The following is a 20,033-nucleotide window of genomic DNA, read 5'->3' as shown; positions in this document are numbered from 1 at the left end:
AAATACTCTCCAATTGTTAAATGTATGAAATATTGTCACATCGTTTTTTTAATTTTACAACATGAACGAACCCTTAGCAGAACGACTTCGACCGCAAACCTTAGAGGACTATTTGAGTCAGACTCATTTAGTTGGCAAAACAGGTGTGCTGACACAACAATTGGAACATGGCGCCATCGCATCCATGATTTTTTGGGGACCACCAGGAACTGGAAAAACAACATTGGCAAACATTATAGCTAAGGCTTCTGATAGACCTTTTTATACTTTGAGTGCCATAAACTCAGGTGTTAAGGATGTTCGTGAGGTCATAGACAAAGCCAAACAAAGTGGTGGTTTGTTTACGACTAAAAACCCCATACTATTCATTGATGAAATCCATAGGTTTAGTAAATCGCAACAAGATTCCTTGCTTCAAGCGGTTGAAAAAGGTTGGGTTACCTTAATTGGAGCCACAACCGAAAACCCGAGTTTTGAAGTCATTCCAGCCTTACTTTCAAGATGTCAGGTTTATACTTTAAATGCTTTTGAAAAAAAGGATTTGGAAGCACTTTTAAAACGTGCCATCACTCAAGATACGGAATTATCGAAACGTCAAATCGAACTAAAGGAAACAGAAGCTTTACTGAGAATTTCTGGAGGTGACGCCAGAAAACTTCTTAACATTTTTGAATTGATTATTACCTCATTTAATGTTGATGAAACAATAGTCATAACCAATGATATGGTGTTTCAGAAAGTTCAAAACAATACGGTTCGTTATGATAAAACTGGTGAGCAACATTACGATATCATTTCGGCTTTTATCAAGTCGATTAGAGGTAGCGATCCCAATGCTGCAGTCTATTGGCTAGCGAGAATGATTGAAGGCGGCGAAGACGTGAAGTTTATTGCTAGGCGTTTACTTATCTTGGCTAGTGAAGACATTGGAAATGCCAATCCGACAGCCTTGGTTATTGCCAACAATACCTTTCAAGCGGTTTCTGTAATCGGAAACCCAGAATCCAGAATCATTTTGAGTCAATGTGCTACTTATTTAGCATCCTCACCAAAAAGCAATGCTGCTTATGAAGCTATTGGTAAAGCACAACAATTGGTTAAGGAAACTGGTGACTTACCTGTTCCGCTTTCATTGAGAAATGCACCAACAAAGCTGATGAAGGAACTAGGTTATGGCGATAATTACAAGTATGCACACAAATACGAAGGTAATTTTGTGAGCCATGAGTTTCTTCCAGATGATATAAAAAACACGACGCTTTATGAACCAGGAAACAACGCTAGGGAAAATGCACAACGAGACTATTTAAAACAACGCTGGAAAGACAAATACAACTATTAAAATTTTATCTCTATTGGTTTTGTAACTACAGAACCGTCTTTGTTTTCTGACAAATACCACATGCCATCAGACTTGAAAACGACCGCGTTTTGATCTTTAACCATAAAGAGGTTTTCCTTAGGAGTGCTTAACAACATCATCACAACTTTTGGTGAGCTATCAACCACTTGATACCCAGTTTCCGTTGCTTGCGCATATAGAAGTCCGTCACTTGGCAGTTTTACTTCATTGGTAGTATCTTGTACATCGACACTTTTTTTAGAAGGCATCTTTGAAATTGTGACAGCTGATTTCATTTCCATTTGATCTTCACTAGGAATGTATTTATAATTATAGAACTGAAACGTTTCAAAGGCATCTCTCAAAGCTAAATTGAATCCTATTTCATATCTTTTTTCTCGTGAGATACCAACTTTTGAAGTGGTGACTAAATTGCCTTTGCAATCGACCAAGTTTATCTGAACTCTATTGTCTAAAAACCCTCCTTTAGCTTTAACCACCTCTGATTTCAATGCCAAACACCTATTTTGATTAAGGTCTTCTGGAAACGGTTCATTATCAAGAAAAGCCATATAGCCATACTTGTTGAATAAAAATTTGGTTAAGGAATTCAACTGATACTGATCATCTTCCTTGAGAAAATCATATTTCAAAGGTACGATGACATACTTGTAATTGTTTATTGCTTCTAGGTTTTGTGATTCATCTTGTGCTGGCAATAAATTGACCACCAAGAAAAAGAGAATTGATTTCAGGAATAAGGATTTCATATTGATATTAATTAGGAATGCATTCGGTCTTTAAAGATACAGCTTTAAATCCATCAAATGCTTCACTTGTTTGATATGTGGTTCGACATTAATATTATGATAATTAAACAAAATGGCTTCAAAACCAACGTCGATAGCACCTTGAATATCGGCTTCGATATTATCACCTATCATAACACTTTCTTCTGGTATTGCCTTAGCGACTTCCAAAGCATGATTAAAGATGATAGGGTTTGGTTTTTTAACACCAGCCATTTCAGAATTCGTCACTGTTTCAAAAAAACCTGAAATATTAGCATTGATCATCTTTCTATTTTGTGCTTCTTCAAAACCATTGGTTATGATGTGCAATTGATATTTGGGTTTTAAATGTTTCAATATATCAAAAGTGCCTTCAAATAAATGGTTAAAGGTTGTCAAGTATTTGATATAATCTTCGGAAAGTTGGTTGATTGTATCATCTGAGACTTCAAAGGCTATGCTATCAAATGTGTCTTTCAAACGTTTGTAACGCAAGTTGGCCTTATCGATTTTTTCTTCGCGATAGAGTTTCCAATAGTTAAGATTGATGGGTTCATAAACCGATAGAAACGCATCTTTATCAACCTTTAAATCGTGCAACTCGAACAATTTCTGAAATGTCAATTCTGAATTTTTATCAAAGTCCCAAAGGGTATGATCCAAATCAAAAAACACATGTTTGATATTATTAATCTTCATCGGCAGAATCTAAAATTATGGTAAATAATTTTCTGAAACCAATCCAAGGACCCAAATTACTAAAACTGTAATTGTGAAACACAGGTGTAAATGTGCCGTTCACTTGCTTAACAGTTTGAATTAAGCGTTGCAAGGCTTCCTTTTTGTCCAATTGGGAATGGTGTTTTAGCAATGCGGCATCCAAACAATGAAACGAATGGATTTGCAATGGTGTTTGGATTTCGTAATCTAAATCATAAAACAGGAATGGTGTACAAGTTCCAGCTCTAAATCCGAGTTGATTAATATAACCCATGGTAAAATCCTGATGTATTTCCAACTCGATTAAGTTTCTATATGAATTAGGTAGGTTGAGTTTAGAGAAAGAGTGTCTTGAGGCCTTTAGGTCATAATTCACAATAGCCTCCATTTTTTTCTTCTCCTTGTTCAAGATTGAAATATCCTCAAGCGAAAAATAAGACGCCTTTAAACCAACATGTGAATAATCTGCAACAGATTTGATTAACGACACAAACTCTTTTTTATTGACACTGATGTTTTTATCATAAGTAGAATAATCACCAATCAAGAAAAACACTAAAAACTTAAATCTGGAACTTTTTTGTTTCGTTATGATCCATTTAAAGGTATCGTATGGATCACGCTTAAACCCAAACAACACTAAAATCCTTTGGTACAATTTTCTGAGTCTTAGTCTGAACAAATCATTGGAAATACCTCCTATTGTTCTAATCAAGCCTTTATTTCTGTAATAATAGGCCATTGGCACATCAATTACAGGTTGAATTGAAAAAGATTGCTTCGGAAACTCAAATTCTTCAAACTTGGTTACTAAGATTGCCTTCAGTTTGTATGCCCAAATATCTACAACAGGTTGTTCAAGGAAATCATTTTTAAACGCCAAGCTTTCCGAAGCCAAAAAACGTCCGTAATCATCCTTGACATGTGGCAAATATTCTTCATACCGACTTAACAAATAAAAAGAAGCAGCAAAAATATCAAATGGTAAGGCACTTTTCTCTCCAGTTGGAAAGAAGCCTTTTGTATTGTCCCAATCCTGAACATTGATATCTAAATCAGACAGTCCTTGTTCAAATAGCAAGTCATGACTTCGTATAAAAACCTCATTACTTAGAGGTTGTTTAGTGTATGACATTTTTAGGCTATCATGCGCTATAAAATCTTCTATTACTGTTGTGAAGTCAACAGGAATACCCAAAATTCTTGTACACACATGCTTAAAGGCATAGCGAACCCTTGGCGTAATTTTATGCGTATAGACAAGAAGCATTTTCTGATTTAAATTCTAATGTCTAAAAGTACCAAATTCTAAATGCAAACCTTAGTAAAGCATCGGATTTTTTACAAGAGCGATTCATCGGCAAAACTTAGGTATGCGTTTTCAGTGATTATCAAGTGATCAAGGATTTTTATGTCCAAGCTTTCTGTGGCTTGTTTTAGTTTTTGGGTCAAAGCCTTGTCTGATTGGCTAGGCTTTAAATTTCCAGAAGGATGGTTGTGAGTCAATATTAATGCTACTGCTCCAACTTCAAGTGCTGTTTTCAAAACCAATCGTACATCGACCAACGTACCAGTGATACCTCCTTTACTTAATTGCTGTTTAAGCAATACTTTGTTGGAGTTGTTCAAATATAAAATCCAAAATTCCTCATGAGGCAATTCACCTAAAATAGGCTGCATCAAATCATAAACCGAGCGACTGGATTGAATCGCTTGAAGTTCAATAGATTCTTCACTTTGTCTTCGCCTTCCTAGTTCCATGGCAGCAGCAATAGTAATTGCCTTAGCTTCTCCAATCCCTTTGAATTGCATCAACTGTTTTAAGGAACGCTTACCTAATTCCTTCAGATTATGATCAACACTCCCCAAAATACGCTGACTTAAAGCAACTGCACTTTCATCTCTGTTTCCAGAACCCAATAAGATAGCGAGAAGTTCAGCATCACTGAGAATGGCTTTCCCTTTATCACGAAGTTTTTCCCTTGGTTGGTCATTTTGAGACCAATGTTTAATTGAAAAGGACTTTGATTTTTCTGTCATGGTAATATTTAATGTCGTAACTTTCTGCAACAGTAAAAATAAGTTAATATATAGAAAAAATACTATATCTATGAAATCTTTATTCTCTGAAGATGCTTATGATGAGATTCTCAATCGTTTAAATCAAGTCGATAAAAATTCCACGGCAGAGTGGGGAAAGATGAATGTATCCCAAATGTTGGCGCATTGTCAATTCCCTCTTCAGGTAGCCTTGCAAGAATTGAGGCTTGAACGTCCGAATTTATTTAAGCGAACATTGTTTTCAATGTTCAAATCGTCTCTTTACAATGACAAACCATGGAAGCCAGGTTTACCAACATCCAAAGAATTTATTGTAACATCAGAAAAGGAATTTTCGAAAGAGAAAGAAATTCTAGAACACAAGATCAAGGCATTCCATTCTGAAAAGCACAAAACCGAATGGCCTCCTCACCCAATGTTTGGAGAATTTACTTCTGAACAATGGGGAAAGATGCAGTATAAACACTTGGATCATCATCTAAAACAATTTGGAGTTTGAGCAATTATCCACCAAAACACCATCAGGACTCAAACAAAGAGCATCTTATTGAGGTCATCAAAACCTATCCGTTGGCTACACTTATTTCTGTAGGGAACAATCAACCATTCATAACCCATTTGCCTTTGATATTGGAAAACGATAAATTGATTGGCCATATCGATATTTACAATCCGCAAACACCATTTCTGAAAGACAACAGAGATGTTACCGTGATTTTTTCTGGACCACAATGTTATATTTCCCCGAGTGTTTACTCGACTACCCAACTCCCAACCTGGAACTATATTAAAGTCCATTTAAAAGGAAAAGTCAAAGCCATCGAAAGCAAGTCAGCTTTAAAACAATCATTGATTACCATGACTGAATTTTTGGAAGCACCAGAACATAACTACATTTTAGAACCCGACAATCCAAGAATGGAACGTAATTTAGATTACATCAAAATGTTTGAGATTGACATTGTTGAATGGGAAGGTAAATTCAAGTTATCCCAAGACAAAAACCCGAAAGACACTAAGGCTGCCAGAGCACATTTGATAAAGACCAATCAGGACAGTATCAAACAATTTTTGGATAAGGTATTCTGAAAATCAGTAACTTTAGTTGTTAGCTAATATATCAGAATTATGAAACAACTTAAAAAAGAAGACATCCAACAAGAAGTATTTGACTTGTACGACGACTACGCACACAACAAACTCAATCGCAGACAATTTGTTGAAAAACTGTCACTCTATGCTGTTGGAGGTATTACGGTATCGTCACTTTTAAGTTTTATATCACCCAATTATGTTGATACACTTTTAGTAGACCCAGATGATCCCAACTTAGATTCCAAATTCATTGAATATCCATCTCCTAAAGGCGGCGGAACTACAAAAGGCCTACTATCCATGCCTAAAAACATGAAAGGTAAATTACCAGGTGTTGTAGTCATTCACGAAAATAGAGGGCTTAACCCTTATGTAGAAGATGTTGGCAGACGTACTGCAAAAGCCAATTTTATCTCATTGGCTCCAGATGCACTTTCTCCATTAGGCGGTTACCCTGGAAATGACGATGATGGTCGAACCATGCAAAAAAAGCGTGATAGAAATGAAATGCTAGAAGACTTTATTGCAGCCTATCATTATCTTAAAAACCATGAAGATTGTAATGGTAAAGTCGGTGTTGTTGGTTTTTGCTTTGGTGGCTACATGTCTAATATGATGGCTGTACGTATACCTGATTTGGGAGCTGCAGTACCTTATTATGGTAGACAGCCAGAGGACGATGACGCCAAAAAGATAAAATCACCTCTTTTACTTCAATATGCTGAATTGGATACAAGAGTTAATGCAGGCTGGCCAGCTTACGAAAAAGCCTTACAGGAAAACAATATTGAATACCAAGCTTACATGTATCCAGGTGTTAATCATGGATTTCACAACAATACGACACCACGTTACGATAAGGAAGCTGCGGAATTATCTTGGGAACGCACCATTGCTTTTTTTAATAAGCATTTAAAGGAATAGGATTTTGTAAACCCAATGACATCTACAAAAAATCAATTTTAAATCAATAATAAATTAAGAAAACTGGGTTTGAACCTCATCAAAATCCAAACCTCCATAATTTCCAGAGCTCATCAAAAGCAAGGCTGTGTTTTGAAAGTCTTTTTGAAATAAGAAATTTTTAAAATCCTCTGGATTGGTATAAATGATCAGGTCCTCACGCTGAAAAGCTTCAGCAATTTGATCTGTGGTGACTTCATCCAACTTTTTGATTTCCACAGCATGAGGTGAATAAAAAACAACAGCTTGATCTGCAGCATCCAATGCACCTTTGTATTCTTTAAGAAATTTAGCATTCAAACTACTATAGGTATGCAATTCTAAACAAGCAATTAGGGTTTTATCGCTATACTGTTCTTTAACAGCCTTGGTGGTAGCCTGAACCTTACTTGGTGAATGGGCAAAATCCTTAAAAGCAACACTAGAACTGGATTCAGCAATCTTTTCCATACGTTTGCTTGCACCTTTAAAGGTCGCAATGGCTTCATAAAAATCGTCTTCGTCAATTCCCATGTGCTGGCAAATCCATTTAGCACCAGCCAAATTATTAAGGTTGTGCTTTCCGAAGATTTCAATTGGCAACTCGCCTTCTGAAGTCATTAATAAGGTTTGTCCGTTTTCAACACGATATTCAGGTGTTCGATAAGCTAACTTTCGAATCGGATTTTGGCTGGCTTCAACTACACGCTTCACTTCAGGATCTTCTTCATTGTAATTAATACTTCCTCCATCAACAATACTATCGACAAAAATGGAAAACTGCTCTACGTAGTTTTCATAGGTTGGAAACACATTGATATGATCCCAAGCAATACCACTCAAAAGAGCTATATTAGGCTGATACAAATGAAATTTTGGTCGTCTATCTATGGGTGAACTCAAATACTCATCACCTTCCAAAACCATAAAATCATTGTCTTCTGTTAACTTTACCATGACATCAAACCCTTCCAATTGGGCACCAACCATATAATCGACATCGCGATCGTGATAGTGCATCACATGCAAAATCATGGAGGTAATTGTTGTCTTTCCATGGCTACCACCAATAACCACACGTGTTTTATCTTTGGATTGTTCGTATAGAAATTCTGGATAACTGTAAATTTTAAGACCTAGTTCTTGGGCTTTCAACAGTTCAGGATTATCTGCTTTGGCATGCATCCCTAAAACGATGGCGTCTAATTGAGCTGTTATCTTTTCAGGAAACCATCCAAAAGATTCAGGTAAGAGACCTTTGGCTTCCAATCGTGATTTAGAAGGATCAAAAATGGTATCATCACTTCCTGTAACCTGATAACCTTTATTATGTAATGCGATAGCAAGGTTATGCATGGCAGCACCTCCTATGGCAATAAAATGTACATTCATCATAAATGATTTGAAAGGGTTCCCTTTATTCAATATATGTTCTCACAACAGATAAAGCCTCGTCTATACCTTGTGGATTTTTACCTCCAGCTGTCGCAAAGAATGGTTGTCCGCCACCACCTCCTTGGATATGCTTACCAAGTTCACGAACAATGGTTCCAGCGTTCAAATTTTTACTAGTGACCAATTCTTTAGAAATATAGCATGACAATAAGGCTTTTCCGTCATTTTCAGCTCCGAACAGTACAAATAAATTATCGTATTGACTTCCTAATTCAAAACATAAATCTTTCATCCCAGCTGCATCTAAATCAATTTTCTTGGCTAAAAACTGAACACCATTCACTTCGGTAATTTCATTTTTTAAATCGCCTTTTAAGTTTTGCGCTTTATCCTTAAGCAATGATTCGATTTGCTTTTTGAGTGCTGTATTTTCCTCTTGTAAACTTTGAACAGACTTGACAGGTTCATTCGGACTTTTAAGTAATTGCTTTATGGCTTCAAATTGCTTGTCTATACTCTCAAAATAATTCGTTACAGCAACATTGGTAATGGCTTCAATTCGTCTTACTCCAGCAGCCACAGCACTTTCCGATTGGATTTTAAAATGCCAGATATCACCAGTGTTTTGAACATGCGTACCACCACACAATTCGATGGATTTACCAAATCGTACGGCTCTAACACTATCGCCATATTTTTCACCAAAGAGTGCAATAGCTCCTTCATCTAATGCCTTTTGCATTGGTATATTGCGTTGTTCTTCCAATGGTAAATTTTCACGTATTCTAGCATTGACAAAATCTTCGATCTCTTGCAATTGATCTGAGTCGACTTTAGAAAAATGAGAAAAATCAAATCTGAGATATTTAGGTTTCACCAAAGAACCTTTTTGCTCGACATGTGTTCCCAGAATTTTGCGCAAGGCTTGATGCAATAAATGGGTTGCGGTATGATTACATTGTGATAGTTTTCTAAATTCGGTATTGACAATAGCCTTAAAAGTTTCATTCAAATGCTTCGGCAAATGCTTCGCAAAATGAATAATGACATTATTCTCTTTTTTAGTATCAGTAATATAAATCACATCACCATTAGGTGCTTCAATAGAACCTTTATCTCCAACTTGTCCACCGCCTTCAGGATAAAATGGTGTCATATTGAATACCAATTGATATTGCTCACCATCTTTTTTGGATTCTATTTTGCGGTAGCGCGTTAACTTGACATCTGCTTCAAGTGTGTCATAACCAATGAATTCTTGTGTATCATCTTCTTTAACAATGACCCAATCTGAAGTTTCAGAGGCTGAAGCTGCTCGAGAACGTTCTTTCTGCTTTTGCATTTCAACTTCAAAACCTTTTGTGTCAACACTGTAACCATTTTCCCTAGCAATAAGTTGCGTAAGGTCTAATGGAAAACCGTAGGTGTCGTACAATTCAAAGGCCTTAGCGCCATTAATGGTTTTTGAGGTTTCCATTTCTATTACTTTATCTAAAAGCAATAACCCTTGTTCTAAGGTTCTCAAAAACGAATGTTCTTCTTCCTTTATCACATTTTGGACCAGGATTTCCTGTTCTTTCAAACCAGGAAACGCCTTACCCATTTGACTGCTTAAGGTTTCCGTTAGCTTATAGATGAAAGGTGATTTCTGATCTAAAAAGGTAAATCCGTAACGAATGGCACGTCTCAAAATTCGTCTGATAACATAACCTGCACCTGTATTACTTGGTAACTGACCATCAGCAATAGAAAACGCCACAGCTCTCACATGATCTACAATCACTCTTATGGCTACATCTATTTTATCATTTGTTCCATACTTTGTATCAGAAATGGTTTCAATCTCGCGAATCAACGGTGTGAACACATCTGTATCGTAATTAGATTGCACATTTTGCAACACCATACAAAGACGTTCAAACCCCATACCTGTATCGATATGCTTGGCTGGAAGGTTTTCAAGGCTACCGTTGGCTTTTCTGTTGTATTGCATAAAAACCAAGTTCCAGATTTCCACTACTTGCGGATGGTCCATGTTGACTAAGGATTTTCCATCGACTTTAGCTTTCTCTTCTTCGGAACGAATATCGACATGGATTTCACTACAAGGTCCGCAAGGCCCTTGATCTCCCATTTCCCAGAAGTTATCCTTTTTGTTTCCCATTAGGATACGATCTTCAGGAACAAAAGCTTTCCAGAAATCATACGCTTCCTTATCCATAGGAAGGTTATCATCTTCACTACCTTCAAAGACTGTTACATATAAAATATTTTTATCTATTTTGTAAACTTCCGTCAATAACTCCCAAGCCCAAGCAATCGCTTCTTTTTTGAAATAATCGCCAAAACTCCAATTACCCAACATTTCAAATAATGTGTGGTGATAGGTATCATAACCTACTTCTTCCAAGTCGTTATGTTTACCTGAAACACGTAAACATTTTTGAGTATCGGCAATACGATTGTGTTTAGGCTCTGCATTTCCTAGAAAATATTCCTTAAATGGCGCCATACCAGAATTGACAAACATGAGTGTTGGATCATTTTTCGTGACCATAGGAGCTGAAGGCACTATTTGGTGCTGCTTTTTTTCGAAGAAATCCAGAAAGGTTTTGCGAATGTCTTGAGACTTCATATTGTGTTTTTAATTCCTTGTATCTAAACCCATTGAAGTACGTTATATTATCTTCAGGTCTAAAACTAAAGTTAATGAGAGCTTCAATGTGTGAAACAATTTATATATTTGTGTTTCGTTCTATTATTCTTGCAAAAATAGAACTTTTTAGATTATGGCTAAAGTAAAATATTATTACGATTCTGAAACGCTTTCCTATCGAAAAATAGAGCGTAAAAAGAGAACTACAATTAAGTTTGCTTTCCTATTTTTACTAGCCTCAGCCCTATTTGGTTTTCTCTTCGTTTTTATTGCCAGTCAATATATTGAATCTCCTAAAGAACGAGAACTTAAGCGCGAGCTAACCAATTTGGAATTACAATATAAGTTATTGAATAAACGACTCGATAATGCCTTTGCTGCTCTCGAAAGTGTTGAAGAGCGCGATAACGCCATTTACCGTTTGTATTTTGAAGCCAATCCTATTCCTATTGAACAACGTAGAGCTGGATTTGGAGGTGTAAACCGTTATCAAAAATATGAAGGCTATGACAATTCAAAACTCATCATTGAAACCAATAAGAAGTTAGACAAACTTCAAAAAGCCATTGTGGTACAATCCAAGTCCTTAGACGAAATAGCTGTTTTAGCCGAAGACAAAGAGAAATTCCTTTCTGCGATACCTGCTATTCAACCTGTGAAAAATGAAGATTTGAAACACATGGCTTCTGGTTATGGTTACAGAACCGACCCGTTCACGAAAGTTCGAAAATTCCATTTTGGAATGGATTTCACAGCACCTCGTGGGACTCCAGTTTACGCAACAGGTGATGGTATTGTCACACGAGCCGATAACAATGCTTCAGGATACGGAAAGCATATCAGAATAGATCATGGCTACGGTTATATCTCATTATATGCGCATCTTTACAAATACAACGTACGTTCAAACCAACGTGTTAAACGTGGTGACTTAATAGGTTATGTAGGTAGCACTGGTCGTTCTGAAGCGCCTCATTTACATTATGAGGTTTTTAAGGATGGTGAACGTATTAATCCTATCAATTTTTACTACGGAAACTTAACAGCAGACGAATATGCTCGTTTACTGGAAAAGGCATCCTTAGAAAATCAATCTTTAGACTAATGCATTTAGATTTACCTGAAAAAAGATATTACAGTATTGGTGAAGTCGCTAAAGCCTTTGGTGTGAATACTTCTCTGATTCGGTTTTGGGAAAAAGAATTCGATGCCATTAAGCCCAAAAAAAATGCTAAAGGCAATCGAAAGTTTACACCTGAAGATGTTAAAAATCTTCAATTTATTTACCATTTGGTAAAAGAACGAGGCTTCACACTTGAAGGTGCCAAAACACATTTAAAGGAAGACCGTAAAAAAAGTTTGAATAACTTCGAGATTATCAGTAAGTTAGAAGGTATAAAAGCACAACTTATCAAAATCAAATCACAACTTTAAAACTATCATATCATGAAAAAATGGCTCATTCCAGTAATTATTATCCTAATCGTCGTATTCGGATTTTATTCTTGGGGAAAAGGATTCAACAACACCGCTGTTCAACTTAATGAAGAGGTGAGTGAAGCTTGGGGAAATGTTCAAACCGCTTACCAACGAAGAAACGATCTCATTGGAAATTTAGTAAACACCGTTAAAGGCGCTGCCGATTTTGAACGCAACACCTTAACCGATGTTATCGAAGCCAGAGCAAAAGCTACTTCCATTAACATTGACCCATCGAATGTGACGCCTGAACAATTGGCAAAGTACAACGAAGTACAAGGCGGTCTTTCAGGTGCTTTGAAAAGTTTACTTGTTACTGTTGAACGGTATCCTGATTTGAAGTCCAATCAGAACTTCCTTAAACTTCAAGATGAATTGACCAGTACTGAAAATACGATTCAAACTGCCAGAACACGATATAATGAAGCCATTAAACCATACAACATTCACGTGAAGGAATTTCCAAATTCTATTTTAGCTGGTATCTTAGGTTTTGACGACAAGCCTTATTTCGATGCTGAAGCAGGAGCTGAAAAACCTGTAGATGTAGAATTCGATTTTGACTGATAAAGAGATGTCTAAAATTGAAGATTTTTTAACTGCACAAGAAGAAGATTCGATTATTTCTGCCATTCGAACTGCAGAACAAAACACTTCTGGCGAAATTCGCGTCCACATTGAAGCTAGCTCAAAAATAGATCCTTTTGAACGTGCCATGGAAGTATTTCATTATTTGAAAATGGATAACACCAAACAACAAAACGGTGTATTGATCTATGTAGCAGTAGAAGACAAAACCTTTGTTATTTATGGTGATAAAGGTATCAATGATGTGGTTTCCGATGATTTTTGGGACAGTACCAAAGATATCATTCAAACGCATTTCAAACATGGTCGATTTAAAGAGGGTCTAATTGAAGGTATTTTAAAAGCTGGAGAGCAATTGGAAAGTCATTTTCCTTGGATTCATACTGACCAAAACGAATTACCAGATGCCATTTCTAAAGGATAAATGATGAAAGTCCAAAACGCCATCAAACCACCTATGAAACCTAAGTTGAATTTTAAACTTGGTTTGGGCCTGATATTGTTTTGCCTACTTACTTCATTCTCAAGTTTTGCGCAATTTGACATTCCTCCAATTCCTGAAGAACAAACCAGTGTTTATGATTATATTGGATTATTATCAAGTTCAGAAAAAAACAATCTCGAACAAAAACTAATACGTTATTCAGATACAACCTCAACTCAAATTGTAGTAGCAATAATTGCCACTACTAAAGGAGAAAACATTGGGCTTTTAACTCCAAAATGGGCCCATGAATGGGGAATTGGTCAAAAAAAAGAAGATAATGGTGTCTTTGTTTTATTGGCTAGAGATGATCGTAAAATATGGATTTCGCCTGGTTATGGTGTTGAAGACCGACTGACTGCTGGAATTACTGGTGACATTGTGAGAAATGTTATTATTCCTGAATTCAAAAAAGGTGATTATTATCAAGGCTTGAACAAAGGCTCTGATGCCATCTTTCAAGTCTTGAATGGTGCTTATCAAGGCACCAGAAAATCCAACTCCAATGGTAGTAGTTTTGTACCTATTGTGGTGTTTCTCCTATTATTCTTTGTATTTATTGTATTCATAATAGCCATAACCAAAAACAGACGTGGAGGTGGCAACAATGGAAGTGGTGGACACAAAACCAATGGTACCAGTATTCTAGATGCCATCATTTTGAGCAATATGGGTCGAGGTAGCTATGGCAGAAGTTCTGGTGGATTTGGAAGCAGTTCCGGAGGTAGTTTTGGAGGTGGCGGATTCGGAGGAGGCTTCGGAGGAGGCGGCTTCTCAGGTGGTGGTGCTGGAGGAAGCTGGTAAGCTCTTAATCCATAATATAAAAATTACTACTCCCTGTTTCACCTTTAGAACCAAGACTATTGAATTTCCAACTGAAGCTCAACATAAAATACTGTTGTAAAACCGTACTTTGAGAATCCTGAATATAATTTTGAGTGGCAACTCTGCGCGCGTTATTATTTTGGTTCAAGAGGTCATAAACCTTTAGCGTCAGCAAACCATTATCATTAAACATGGAATACGCCAAAGTTGAGTTCCAAAACCAAACACTCTTCTGAAAGCCTTCAGCCACATTTGGATTACAGCTAAAATCTACGGTGTTCGTCCATTCAAAACGTTTAGGCACAAAGGTTGTGAATTTCATTGATAAGTCATGTCTTACAAAATCGACATCTTCAAACGTTTCTATGTCATAAGTGTTTTTAGTAAGATTGAGTCGATATCTTGGTCGAAACTCCATGACCTCCTTCCATGTAAAACGCAAGCCCAATCCAGGTCTTAGATTTGTGACATTGCTTTCATATTGTACGCCATTATTAAAATTAATATTCCTATTGGCACTTCCAGAAATACCAATATCATACTTGATTGTTCTTAGGGAATCAGCTTTAATTGTTTTGCTGTAATTAATATTCCCATAAATATCATAGCCTCCACTTACGTTGGCATAAGTAGTAGTTCTTTTCAAGGTTTCAGGATTCACCTCTGTTTTAGAAACCACTTGGTCATCAGTTAAATTAACACTCACATAACTATAGGTACCTGTTTTTTTCTGAAAATCGAAGGCATTATATCCAAAGTAAATACGATGGCTATTGGTTGGTTTTAGATTTGGATTACCTGTGACAGTATTTAAAGGGTTCGTTACATTTTGAAAGGGTTGCAACTGATTGATACTTGGCGCTGAATTATTTAAGGAATAGCCTGAATACATTGAGGCTTTATCACTAAACCTATAATTGAAATACGAACGCAATTCAATGGCATTAAATCGTCGTTTCAAGTTGAGTTCTGGTCTGAGAAAATCCTTGTTTTCAAGCGTTCTAAATACATAACGCATCGTAAAACTAGTAGACCATTTTTCTTGTCTATAGGTAATTTTAGCTGAAGGAGCACTCTCTTGGTTTAAATATTCAAAATCGGTACTCAAATCTAAATTGAAATCGTCATAGGCATTAGAGCTTTCATCAAAATCAAAAGTACTTCTCAAGTTATTACGTTTATCATCTCTATACCTATATTCCACATCAAAAAAGAGTTTTTTAGCAACAATAGGTATTCTGTAGGTCACAGAAGAACCAAATCGTCTAAACTCAGTTTCAGTTGTGGTGAGCTGATCTCTAATAACATCTTCATCAGTTGAATTAAAAAAATTGGTTTCAGAAGTCAATAAATCATCAGAGGCATTTTTATTGAATTCGTTGTCAATTTCAAATTTCAAAAAAGACCCATTGCTACCAAAACGCTTGGTAACGTTGAATTGATTTCCAAAATTCCTGGCTTCTTCCTCATCATAAGAATTCACTACAGACTGGTTCGTCAACTCATTGTCTTCGTTTCGAGTGGATTCATTTTCAGAAAATGTTCTTTTTTGAACTGACCATCGAAATGACGGCTGAATATTGATCAGAAACGTAGAATCGATTTCAATATCAAAACCTAAATTGGCACTGTGGTTATGATTCTCGTTTATAGACTTTGACCTCGAGCTTGAAAAAAATCGGGAATCTGGTAATATATTTTCGCGTTCGGTAATGGTTTCGTTTTCAGAATCAGCACCAGAATAAAAATAATCGGCATTGACATCTACATTTTCATTTATAACATCGGCATAGTTTGCTCCTGCATTTCTGGAAGTTGTAATACCTTGACCTGAACCAAATGATCTTCCGTCGATAGTAAACGAGCCATTACTGCTCATGCTCAAACTGTAACCTCCACCAAACATTTTTTGGATTTCTCCAAAACTGAATCCTGGAGAGTTAGTGTTATTTCCTCCAGCAAGCACACTAACACGTCTATCGTTATCGAATAGGTTTACCATACCAGCAAACTCATAACGTTCATCTGTTCCTGTTCCAGCTGCCAAGCGACCAAAAACACCTTTATTGTTTTCCTCTTTTATGGTAAGGTTAATGGTTTTGCTTTCCTTGTCGCCTTCCTCTCCTGCAAAAGCTTCCGATTTGGTTTTGGTATCAGTAATTTGAACTTTTTCAATAATATCTTTGGTAAGATTTCGAGTGGTTATGGTTGGATCGTTTCCAAAGAAAGGCTTTCCATTGACCAAAATATTACTCACGTCCTTACCGTTCACTTTTATCTTTCCATCTTGATCCACTTCAACACCTGGCAATAGCCTTAAGAGGTCTTCTACATTGGCATCTTTTTTTGTCTTAAAGGATTTCACATTGAATTCAAGCGTGTCTTTTTTAATCGTAATTGGCGCTCTAGATTTGATAACAACTTCATCAAGTGTATTACCAATATTTAGTTCAATGGTTTTTAAATCAATATGCTCTTTATCAATAACCAATGTTTTTGCATACGATTGATAACCCACAAAATCGACATGAAAGTTGAGTTCCTTGTCGTAGGTTTCATGATTGATTTCAAAATTCCCATTTCTATCAGAAATTGTATAGCTCACCAAGCTACTATCTTTGACACGCTCCAGGTAAACTGTAGCCGATTCTAAAGGTTCTTTGTTATCTTGAGCGATAACTGTTCCAGTAATTTTAAATGTTTTAGATTGTGAAAAGGAAAGTAATCCGCATAGTATAAATGCAGAAAAAATAATGAATTGCCTCATAATAGTTGATTGATTGATGATAGTTTAGATAGCAAACGAATAGAAAATTAATTTCGTATGAATTTTCTTAATATTTGATTTTTTTTATTCTCCTGGCTCTGGAAAAAAGAGTTCTTCTACAGAAAGTTTAAACAATTGTGCGATCTTGATTGCCAGTAAAGCTGACGGAATGTATTTCCCTTTTTCTATGGCATTGATGGATTGCCGACTCACGCCTATTTTATCAGCCAAATCTGCTTGTGTCATATCATGTCTCGCACGTTCTATTTTGATGTTATTTTTCATTTACGCTCTAGCTTTTAAAAAATTAAATCGGATAATGAAGAACAATAGTGGTGTAAACATATTATAGACCAACACATTGAAAAATGAAAACTCATAAACAAAAACAACAGTGAGCGCAAGAATTACATAATTGAAAATGATTGCCCATACCAAGGAGTCCTTTCTCAGTTTATAAATAAATTCATCTTCTACTTTTTCTCTTGAAAATCCAACTAGTAAGCCACCAAAGATAATTGCTAATGCAGCAATTTCATCAATAATGCTATTTTCAATAATTCTAAAAAACGTATTGTTCTCTTCAGAAGACGATCCTAAAAACCCGAGTCCACTTGAAAAGACAGCTAAGACCTTTGTGACAAATATATCAGACTCAAATTCGGCATAGCTTTCATAAACACCCAATACCAAACCTAAAATTAATAAAATCCATCCTGGAATCTTAAACTTATTGGAAAGTAAATATTCTGTTTTCATCGAAATCTCAATTAATATTGACACTACAAATGTAAACAAATATTTACAATATGTAAACTTTACTTTACTTTTTGTAAAAAATAATTTATTTTATGCACACCAATAGACTGATATACAATAGTTTAATCTTTATTATTTTTTTCGCATATAGACACTAATTGGTACGCCGTGAAAATCGAACTTTTCACGTAATTGGTTTTCCAAATAGCGCTTGTAAGGTGGTCTTACATATTGTGGTAAATTACAGAAGAAGGCAAATTGTGGTTGTGGTGTAGGCAATTGCATAATATACTTAATCTTCACAAATTTACCTTTGTAAGCTGGAGGTGGATAATTTTCAATTAAAGGTAAGAGTACCTCGTTCAGTTTACTGGTCTTTATTTTTTTACTGCGATTTTTGTACACCTCAACTGCCGTTTCAATAGCTCTATAAATTCGTTGCTTATTCAGAACAGAAATAAAAACAATAGGTACATCGGTAAAGGGTTCTATTTCCTTACGGATGCGTTTTTCAAAATCTTTAGTGGTCATAGTATCCTTTTCGACTAAATCCCACTTATTGACCAAAATAACAATCCCTTTTCTGTTGCGTTCGGCCAACCAAAATATATTTTGTACTTGTCCGTCGAAGCCTCTCGTTGCATCCAGAACCAAAAGACAAACATCGCAATGTTCAATAGCTCGAATACTTCGCATCACGGAATAGAATTCCAAGTCTTCCTTAACTTTCGATTTTCTTCTGATTCCAGCAGTATCGACGAGATTAAATTCAAATCCGAAACGATTGTATTTGGTATCAATGGCATCTCTAGTCGTTCCAGCGATATCAGTAACTATATATCTATCTTCACCAATCAAAGCATTAATTAGTGACGACTTTCCTGCATTTGGACGTCCAACCACTGCAAAACGTGGTAATTCATCTTCCTCTTCCTCTTCTTCCTTTTCAGGTAAAGCCTCAACCAAGGCATCGAGTAAATCTCCTGTGCCACTTCCATTGATACTGGCAATGGTAAAATAATCACCTAAACCCAAGGAATAGAATTCTACCGCATCTTCAGCACGTTTCGCATTATCAACCTTGTTCACAGCCAAAAACACTGGCTTGTCTACTTTTCTAAGAAGCTTAGCGACATCCTCATCCATTCCAGTAACACCTGTTTCAACATCGACCATAAAAATGATAGCATCAGCTTCATCGATAGCCAACTCTACTTGTTTATCGATTTCAGCTTCAAAAACATCGTCACTACCCTTTACATAACCTCCTGTATCAATTAGGGAAAACTCTTTTCCATTCCAATCACTTTTACCATAATGACGATCTCTTGTAACACCACTTACAGCATCAACAATCGCTTCACGTCTTTGAATCAATCGATTAAAGAACGTGGATTTACCAACATTTGGACGACCAACAATAGCTACAATATTTCCCATTTCATTTAATTAATACGGAAGCGACTACTCACATAGTGCTTAAATTTTGTGCAAAAATAGGAAATATCCATTACTAACTCATTTTTTCACAAAAGATTAAATCCAAATGCAACATCAAAACATTAAAGAAAAAATAGTACCTTGATAACATTAAACCTGACCTAACAACAATGGCTTTATCTAATGAAATCGTATTAAGGCCACGCTTTAAATTCGACATAAAGCATGACAACGAATCGGTTCTAAAACTTTTTGAAGGTAAAAAAAACCTTCAATCTGACTTTATAGTGTCTCGTGTTGATGACCATATTTTCATTAAAATCCCAAAAGCCAAGCAACACTTTTGGTCGCCTCAACTGCATTTAGAGATCAACAAGTCTTATGAAAATGATGGCAGTACCGTTTACGGATTGTTTGGACCCAATCCAACCGTTTGGACCATGTTTATGTTTTTCCATTTTTTTGTCGCAGGATTGTTTATTGCCTTCGGAATTTGGGCTTACGTCAATTGGTCATTAGGCGACAATTATGCCATTCAGCTATTTGTAGCACTATTCATGATTGTAATTTGGTTTGCTCTCTACTTTGCTGGGCGTTTGGGAAAACGAACAGGAATGGAACAAATGCATGAACTGCACCACTTTATGAGAGATACTTTAAGAAGTAAGGGTATTCATGCCTTGGATTAG

Annotated in this window: 20 protein-coding genes; 10 read left to right on the top strand and 10 right to left on the bottom strand. The window is 36.1% G+C overall.

Translation table 11 applies throughout. The annotated features are described in order from the left end of the window. The first annotated feature begins 61 nt into the window (after nucleotides 1-61). A complete protein-coding gene (locus tag AB9K26_RS05030) occupies nucleotides 62-1,342 on the top strand; it encodes a replication-associated recombination protein A (RefSeq protein ID WP_369971447.1) in 1,281 nt (426 codons plus the stop codon). Here the strand turns inward: AB9K26_RS05030 and AB9K26_RS05025 are convergent. The 4 genes from AB9K26_RS05025 to radC all read right to left on the bottom strand — a co-directional run bounded on the left by AB9K26_RS05025 (nucleotide 1,339) and on the right by radC (nucleotide 4,893). Beyond that, entirely contained in the window at nucleotides 1,339-2,112 is a 774-nt protein-coding gene (locus AB9K26_RS05025) for a hypothetical protein (RefSeq protein WP_369971446.1), read from the bottom strand. The two genes, AB9K26_RS05030 and AB9K26_RS05025, sit on opposite strands and share 4 nt — an antisense overlap. Before the next feature lie 30 nt (nucleotides 2,113-2,142). Next, on the bottom strand, nucleotides 2,143-2,832 hold the full coding sequence (locus AB9K26_RS05020; protein ID WP_369971445.1) for a YjjG family noncanonical pyrimidine nucleotidase: 690 nt from the start codon (nucleotides 2,830-2,832) through the stop codon (nucleotides 2,143-2,145). Continuing rightward, nucleotides 2,822-4,123 carry a polysaccharide deacetylase family protein gene (locus AB9K26_RS05015; protein ID WP_369971444.1) on the bottom strand — a complete coding sequence of 434 codons (1,302 nt, stop codon included), beginning with the start codon at nucleotides 4,121-4,123 and terminating at the stop codon, nucleotides 2,822-2,824. Before AB9K26_RS05015 ends, AB9K26_RS05020 begins: the two co-directional genes overlap by 11 nt. A gap of 71 nt (nucleotides 4,124-4,194) precedes the next feature. Continuing rightward, nucleotides 4,195-4,893 carry a DNA repair protein RadC gene (radC, locus tag AB9K26_RS05010; protein ID WP_369971443.1) on the bottom strand — a complete coding sequence of 233 codons (699 nt, stop codon included), beginning with the start codon at nucleotides 4,891-4,893 and terminating at the stop codon, nucleotides 4,195-4,197. 70 nt (nucleotides 4,894-4,963) lie between these two features. Between radC and AB9K26_RS05005 the strand changes: the two genes are divergently transcribed. Genes AB9K26_RS05005 through AB9K26_RS04995 form a run of 3 tightly spaced genes read left to right on the top strand, consistent with a single transcriptional unit; the run spans nucleotide 4,964 to nucleotide 6,933 of the window. Then, nucleotides 4,964-5,413, top strand: coding sequence for a DUF1569 domain-containing protein (locus AB9K26_RS05005; protein WP_369971442.1), 450 nt, complete (start codon nucleotides 4,964-4,966; stop codon nucleotides 5,411-5,413). Further along, nucleotides 5,410-6,003, top strand: a complete 594-nt coding sequence (locus AB9K26_RS05000) for an FMN-binding negative transcriptional regulator (RefSeq protein WP_369971441.1) — start codon at nucleotides 5,410-5,412, stop codon at nucleotides 6,001-6,003. Before AB9K26_RS05005 ends, AB9K26_RS05000 begins: the two co-directional genes overlap by 4 nt. A 39-nt stretch (nucleotides 6,004-6,042) precedes the next feature. After that, a complete protein-coding gene (locus AB9K26_RS04995) occupies nucleotides 6,043-6,933 on the top strand; it encodes a dienelactone hydrolase family protein (RefSeq protein WP_369971440.1) in 891 nt (296 codons plus the stop codon). Between the two features lie 54 nt (nucleotides 6,934-6,987). Here the strand turns inward: AB9K26_RS04995 and murC are convergent, their stop codons facing one another. Then, nucleotides 6,988-8,343: a UDP-N-acetylmuramate--L-alanine ligase gene (gene murC, locus AB9K26_RS04990; RefSeq protein WP_369971439.1), complete on the bottom strand. Its 1,356-nt coding sequence runs from the start codon at nucleotides 8,341-8,343 to the stop codon at nucleotides 6,988-6,990. Between the two features lie 25 nt (nucleotides 8,344-8,368). Next, nucleotides 8,369-10,981, bottom strand: coding sequence for an alanine--tRNA ligase (alaS, locus tag AB9K26_RS04985; RefSeq protein ID WP_369971438.1), 2,613 nt, complete (start codon nucleotides 10,979-10,981; stop codon nucleotides 8,369-8,371). Nucleotides 10,982-11,135: 154 nt separating this feature from the next. Between alaS and AB9K26_RS04980 the strand changes: the two genes are divergently transcribed. Genes AB9K26_RS04980 through AB9K26_RS04960 form a run of 5 tightly spaced genes read left to right on the top strand, consistent with a single transcriptional unit; the run spans nucleotide 11,136 to nucleotide 14,357 of the window. Then, nucleotides 11,136-12,107, top strand: coding sequence for a M23 family metallopeptidase (locus tag AB9K26_RS04980; RefSeq protein WP_369971437.1), 972 nt, complete (start codon nucleotides 11,136-11,138; stop codon nucleotides 12,105-12,107). Then, nucleotides 12,107-12,436 carry a MerR family transcriptional regulator gene (locus AB9K26_RS04975; RefSeq protein ID WP_369971436.1) on the top strand — a complete coding sequence of 110 codons (330 nt, stop codon included), beginning with the start codon at nucleotides 12,107-12,109 and terminating at the stop codon, nucleotides 12,434-12,436. Before AB9K26_RS04980 ends, AB9K26_RS04975 begins: the two co-directional genes overlap by 1 nt. 12 nt (nucleotides 12,437-12,448) lie before the next feature. Then, nucleotides 12,449-13,048: a LemA family protein gene (locus AB9K26_RS04970; protein ID WP_369971435.1), complete on the top strand. Its 600-nt coding sequence runs from the start codon at nucleotides 12,449-12,451 to the stop codon at nucleotides 13,046-13,048. A 7-nt stretch (nucleotides 13,049-13,055) separates the two neighbouring features. Continuing rightward, on the top strand, nucleotides 13,056-13,493 hold the full coding sequence (locus tag AB9K26_RS04965; protein WP_369971434.1) for a TPM domain-containing protein: 438 nt from the start codon (nucleotides 13,056-13,058) through the stop codon (nucleotides 13,491-13,493). Between the two features lie 33 nt (nucleotides 13,494-13,526). Beyond that, nucleotides 13,527-14,357, top strand: coding sequence for a YgcG family protein (locus AB9K26_RS04960; RefSeq protein WP_369971543.1), 831 nt, complete (start codon nucleotides 13,527-13,529; stop codon nucleotides 14,355-14,357). A gap of 4 nt (nucleotides 14,358-14,361) precedes the next feature. Here the strand turns inward: AB9K26_RS04960 and AB9K26_RS04955 are convergent, their stop codons facing one another. From AB9K26_RS04955 to der, 4 genes are all read right to left on the bottom strand, one after another. Next, the gene (locus AB9K26_RS04955; RefSeq protein ID WP_369971433.1) at nucleotides 14,362-17,145 is read right to left on the bottom strand and encodes an outer membrane beta-barrel protein; all 2,784 of its coding nucleotides are present in this window, start codon (nucleotides 17,143-17,145) and stop codon (nucleotides 14,362-14,364) included. Between the two features lie 84 nt (nucleotides 17,146-17,229). After that, nucleotides 17,230-17,430: a helix-turn-helix transcriptional regulator gene (locus AB9K26_RS04950; RefSeq protein ID WP_369971432.1), complete on the bottom strand. Its 201-nt coding sequence runs from the start codon at nucleotides 17,428-17,430 to the stop codon at nucleotides 17,230-17,232. After that, nucleotides 17,431-17,904: a hypothetical protein gene (locus tag AB9K26_RS04945; RefSeq protein ID WP_369971431.1), complete on the bottom strand. Its 474-nt coding sequence runs from the start codon at nucleotides 17,902-17,904 to the stop codon at nucleotides 17,431-17,433. A gap of 132 nt (nucleotides 17,905-18,036) precedes the next feature. Beyond that, a complete protein-coding gene (gene der / locus AB9K26_RS04940; protein WP_369971430.1) occupies nucleotides 18,037-19,344 on the bottom strand; it encodes a ribosome biogenesis GTPase Der in 1,308 nt (435 codons plus the stop codon). A gap of 170 nt (nucleotides 19,345-19,514) precedes the next feature. Here der and AB9K26_RS04935 point away from each other — a divergent pair, with 170 nt between their 5' ends. Next, on the top strand, nucleotides 19,515-20,033 hold the full coding sequence (locus AB9K26_RS04935) for a GTP-binding protein (RefSeq protein ID WP_369971429.1): 519 nt from the start codon (nucleotides 19,515-19,517) through the stop codon (nucleotides 20,031-20,033).

This window comes from Psychroserpens sp. XS_ASV72, from assembly GCF_041224425.1.
Classification (GTDB): Bacteria; Bacteroidota; Bacteroidia; order Flavobacteriales; family Flavobacteriaceae; genus Psychroserpens.
Note: the sequence above shows the minus strand (reverse complement) of the source record. Positions and strands in the feature narration are given on the sequence as shown.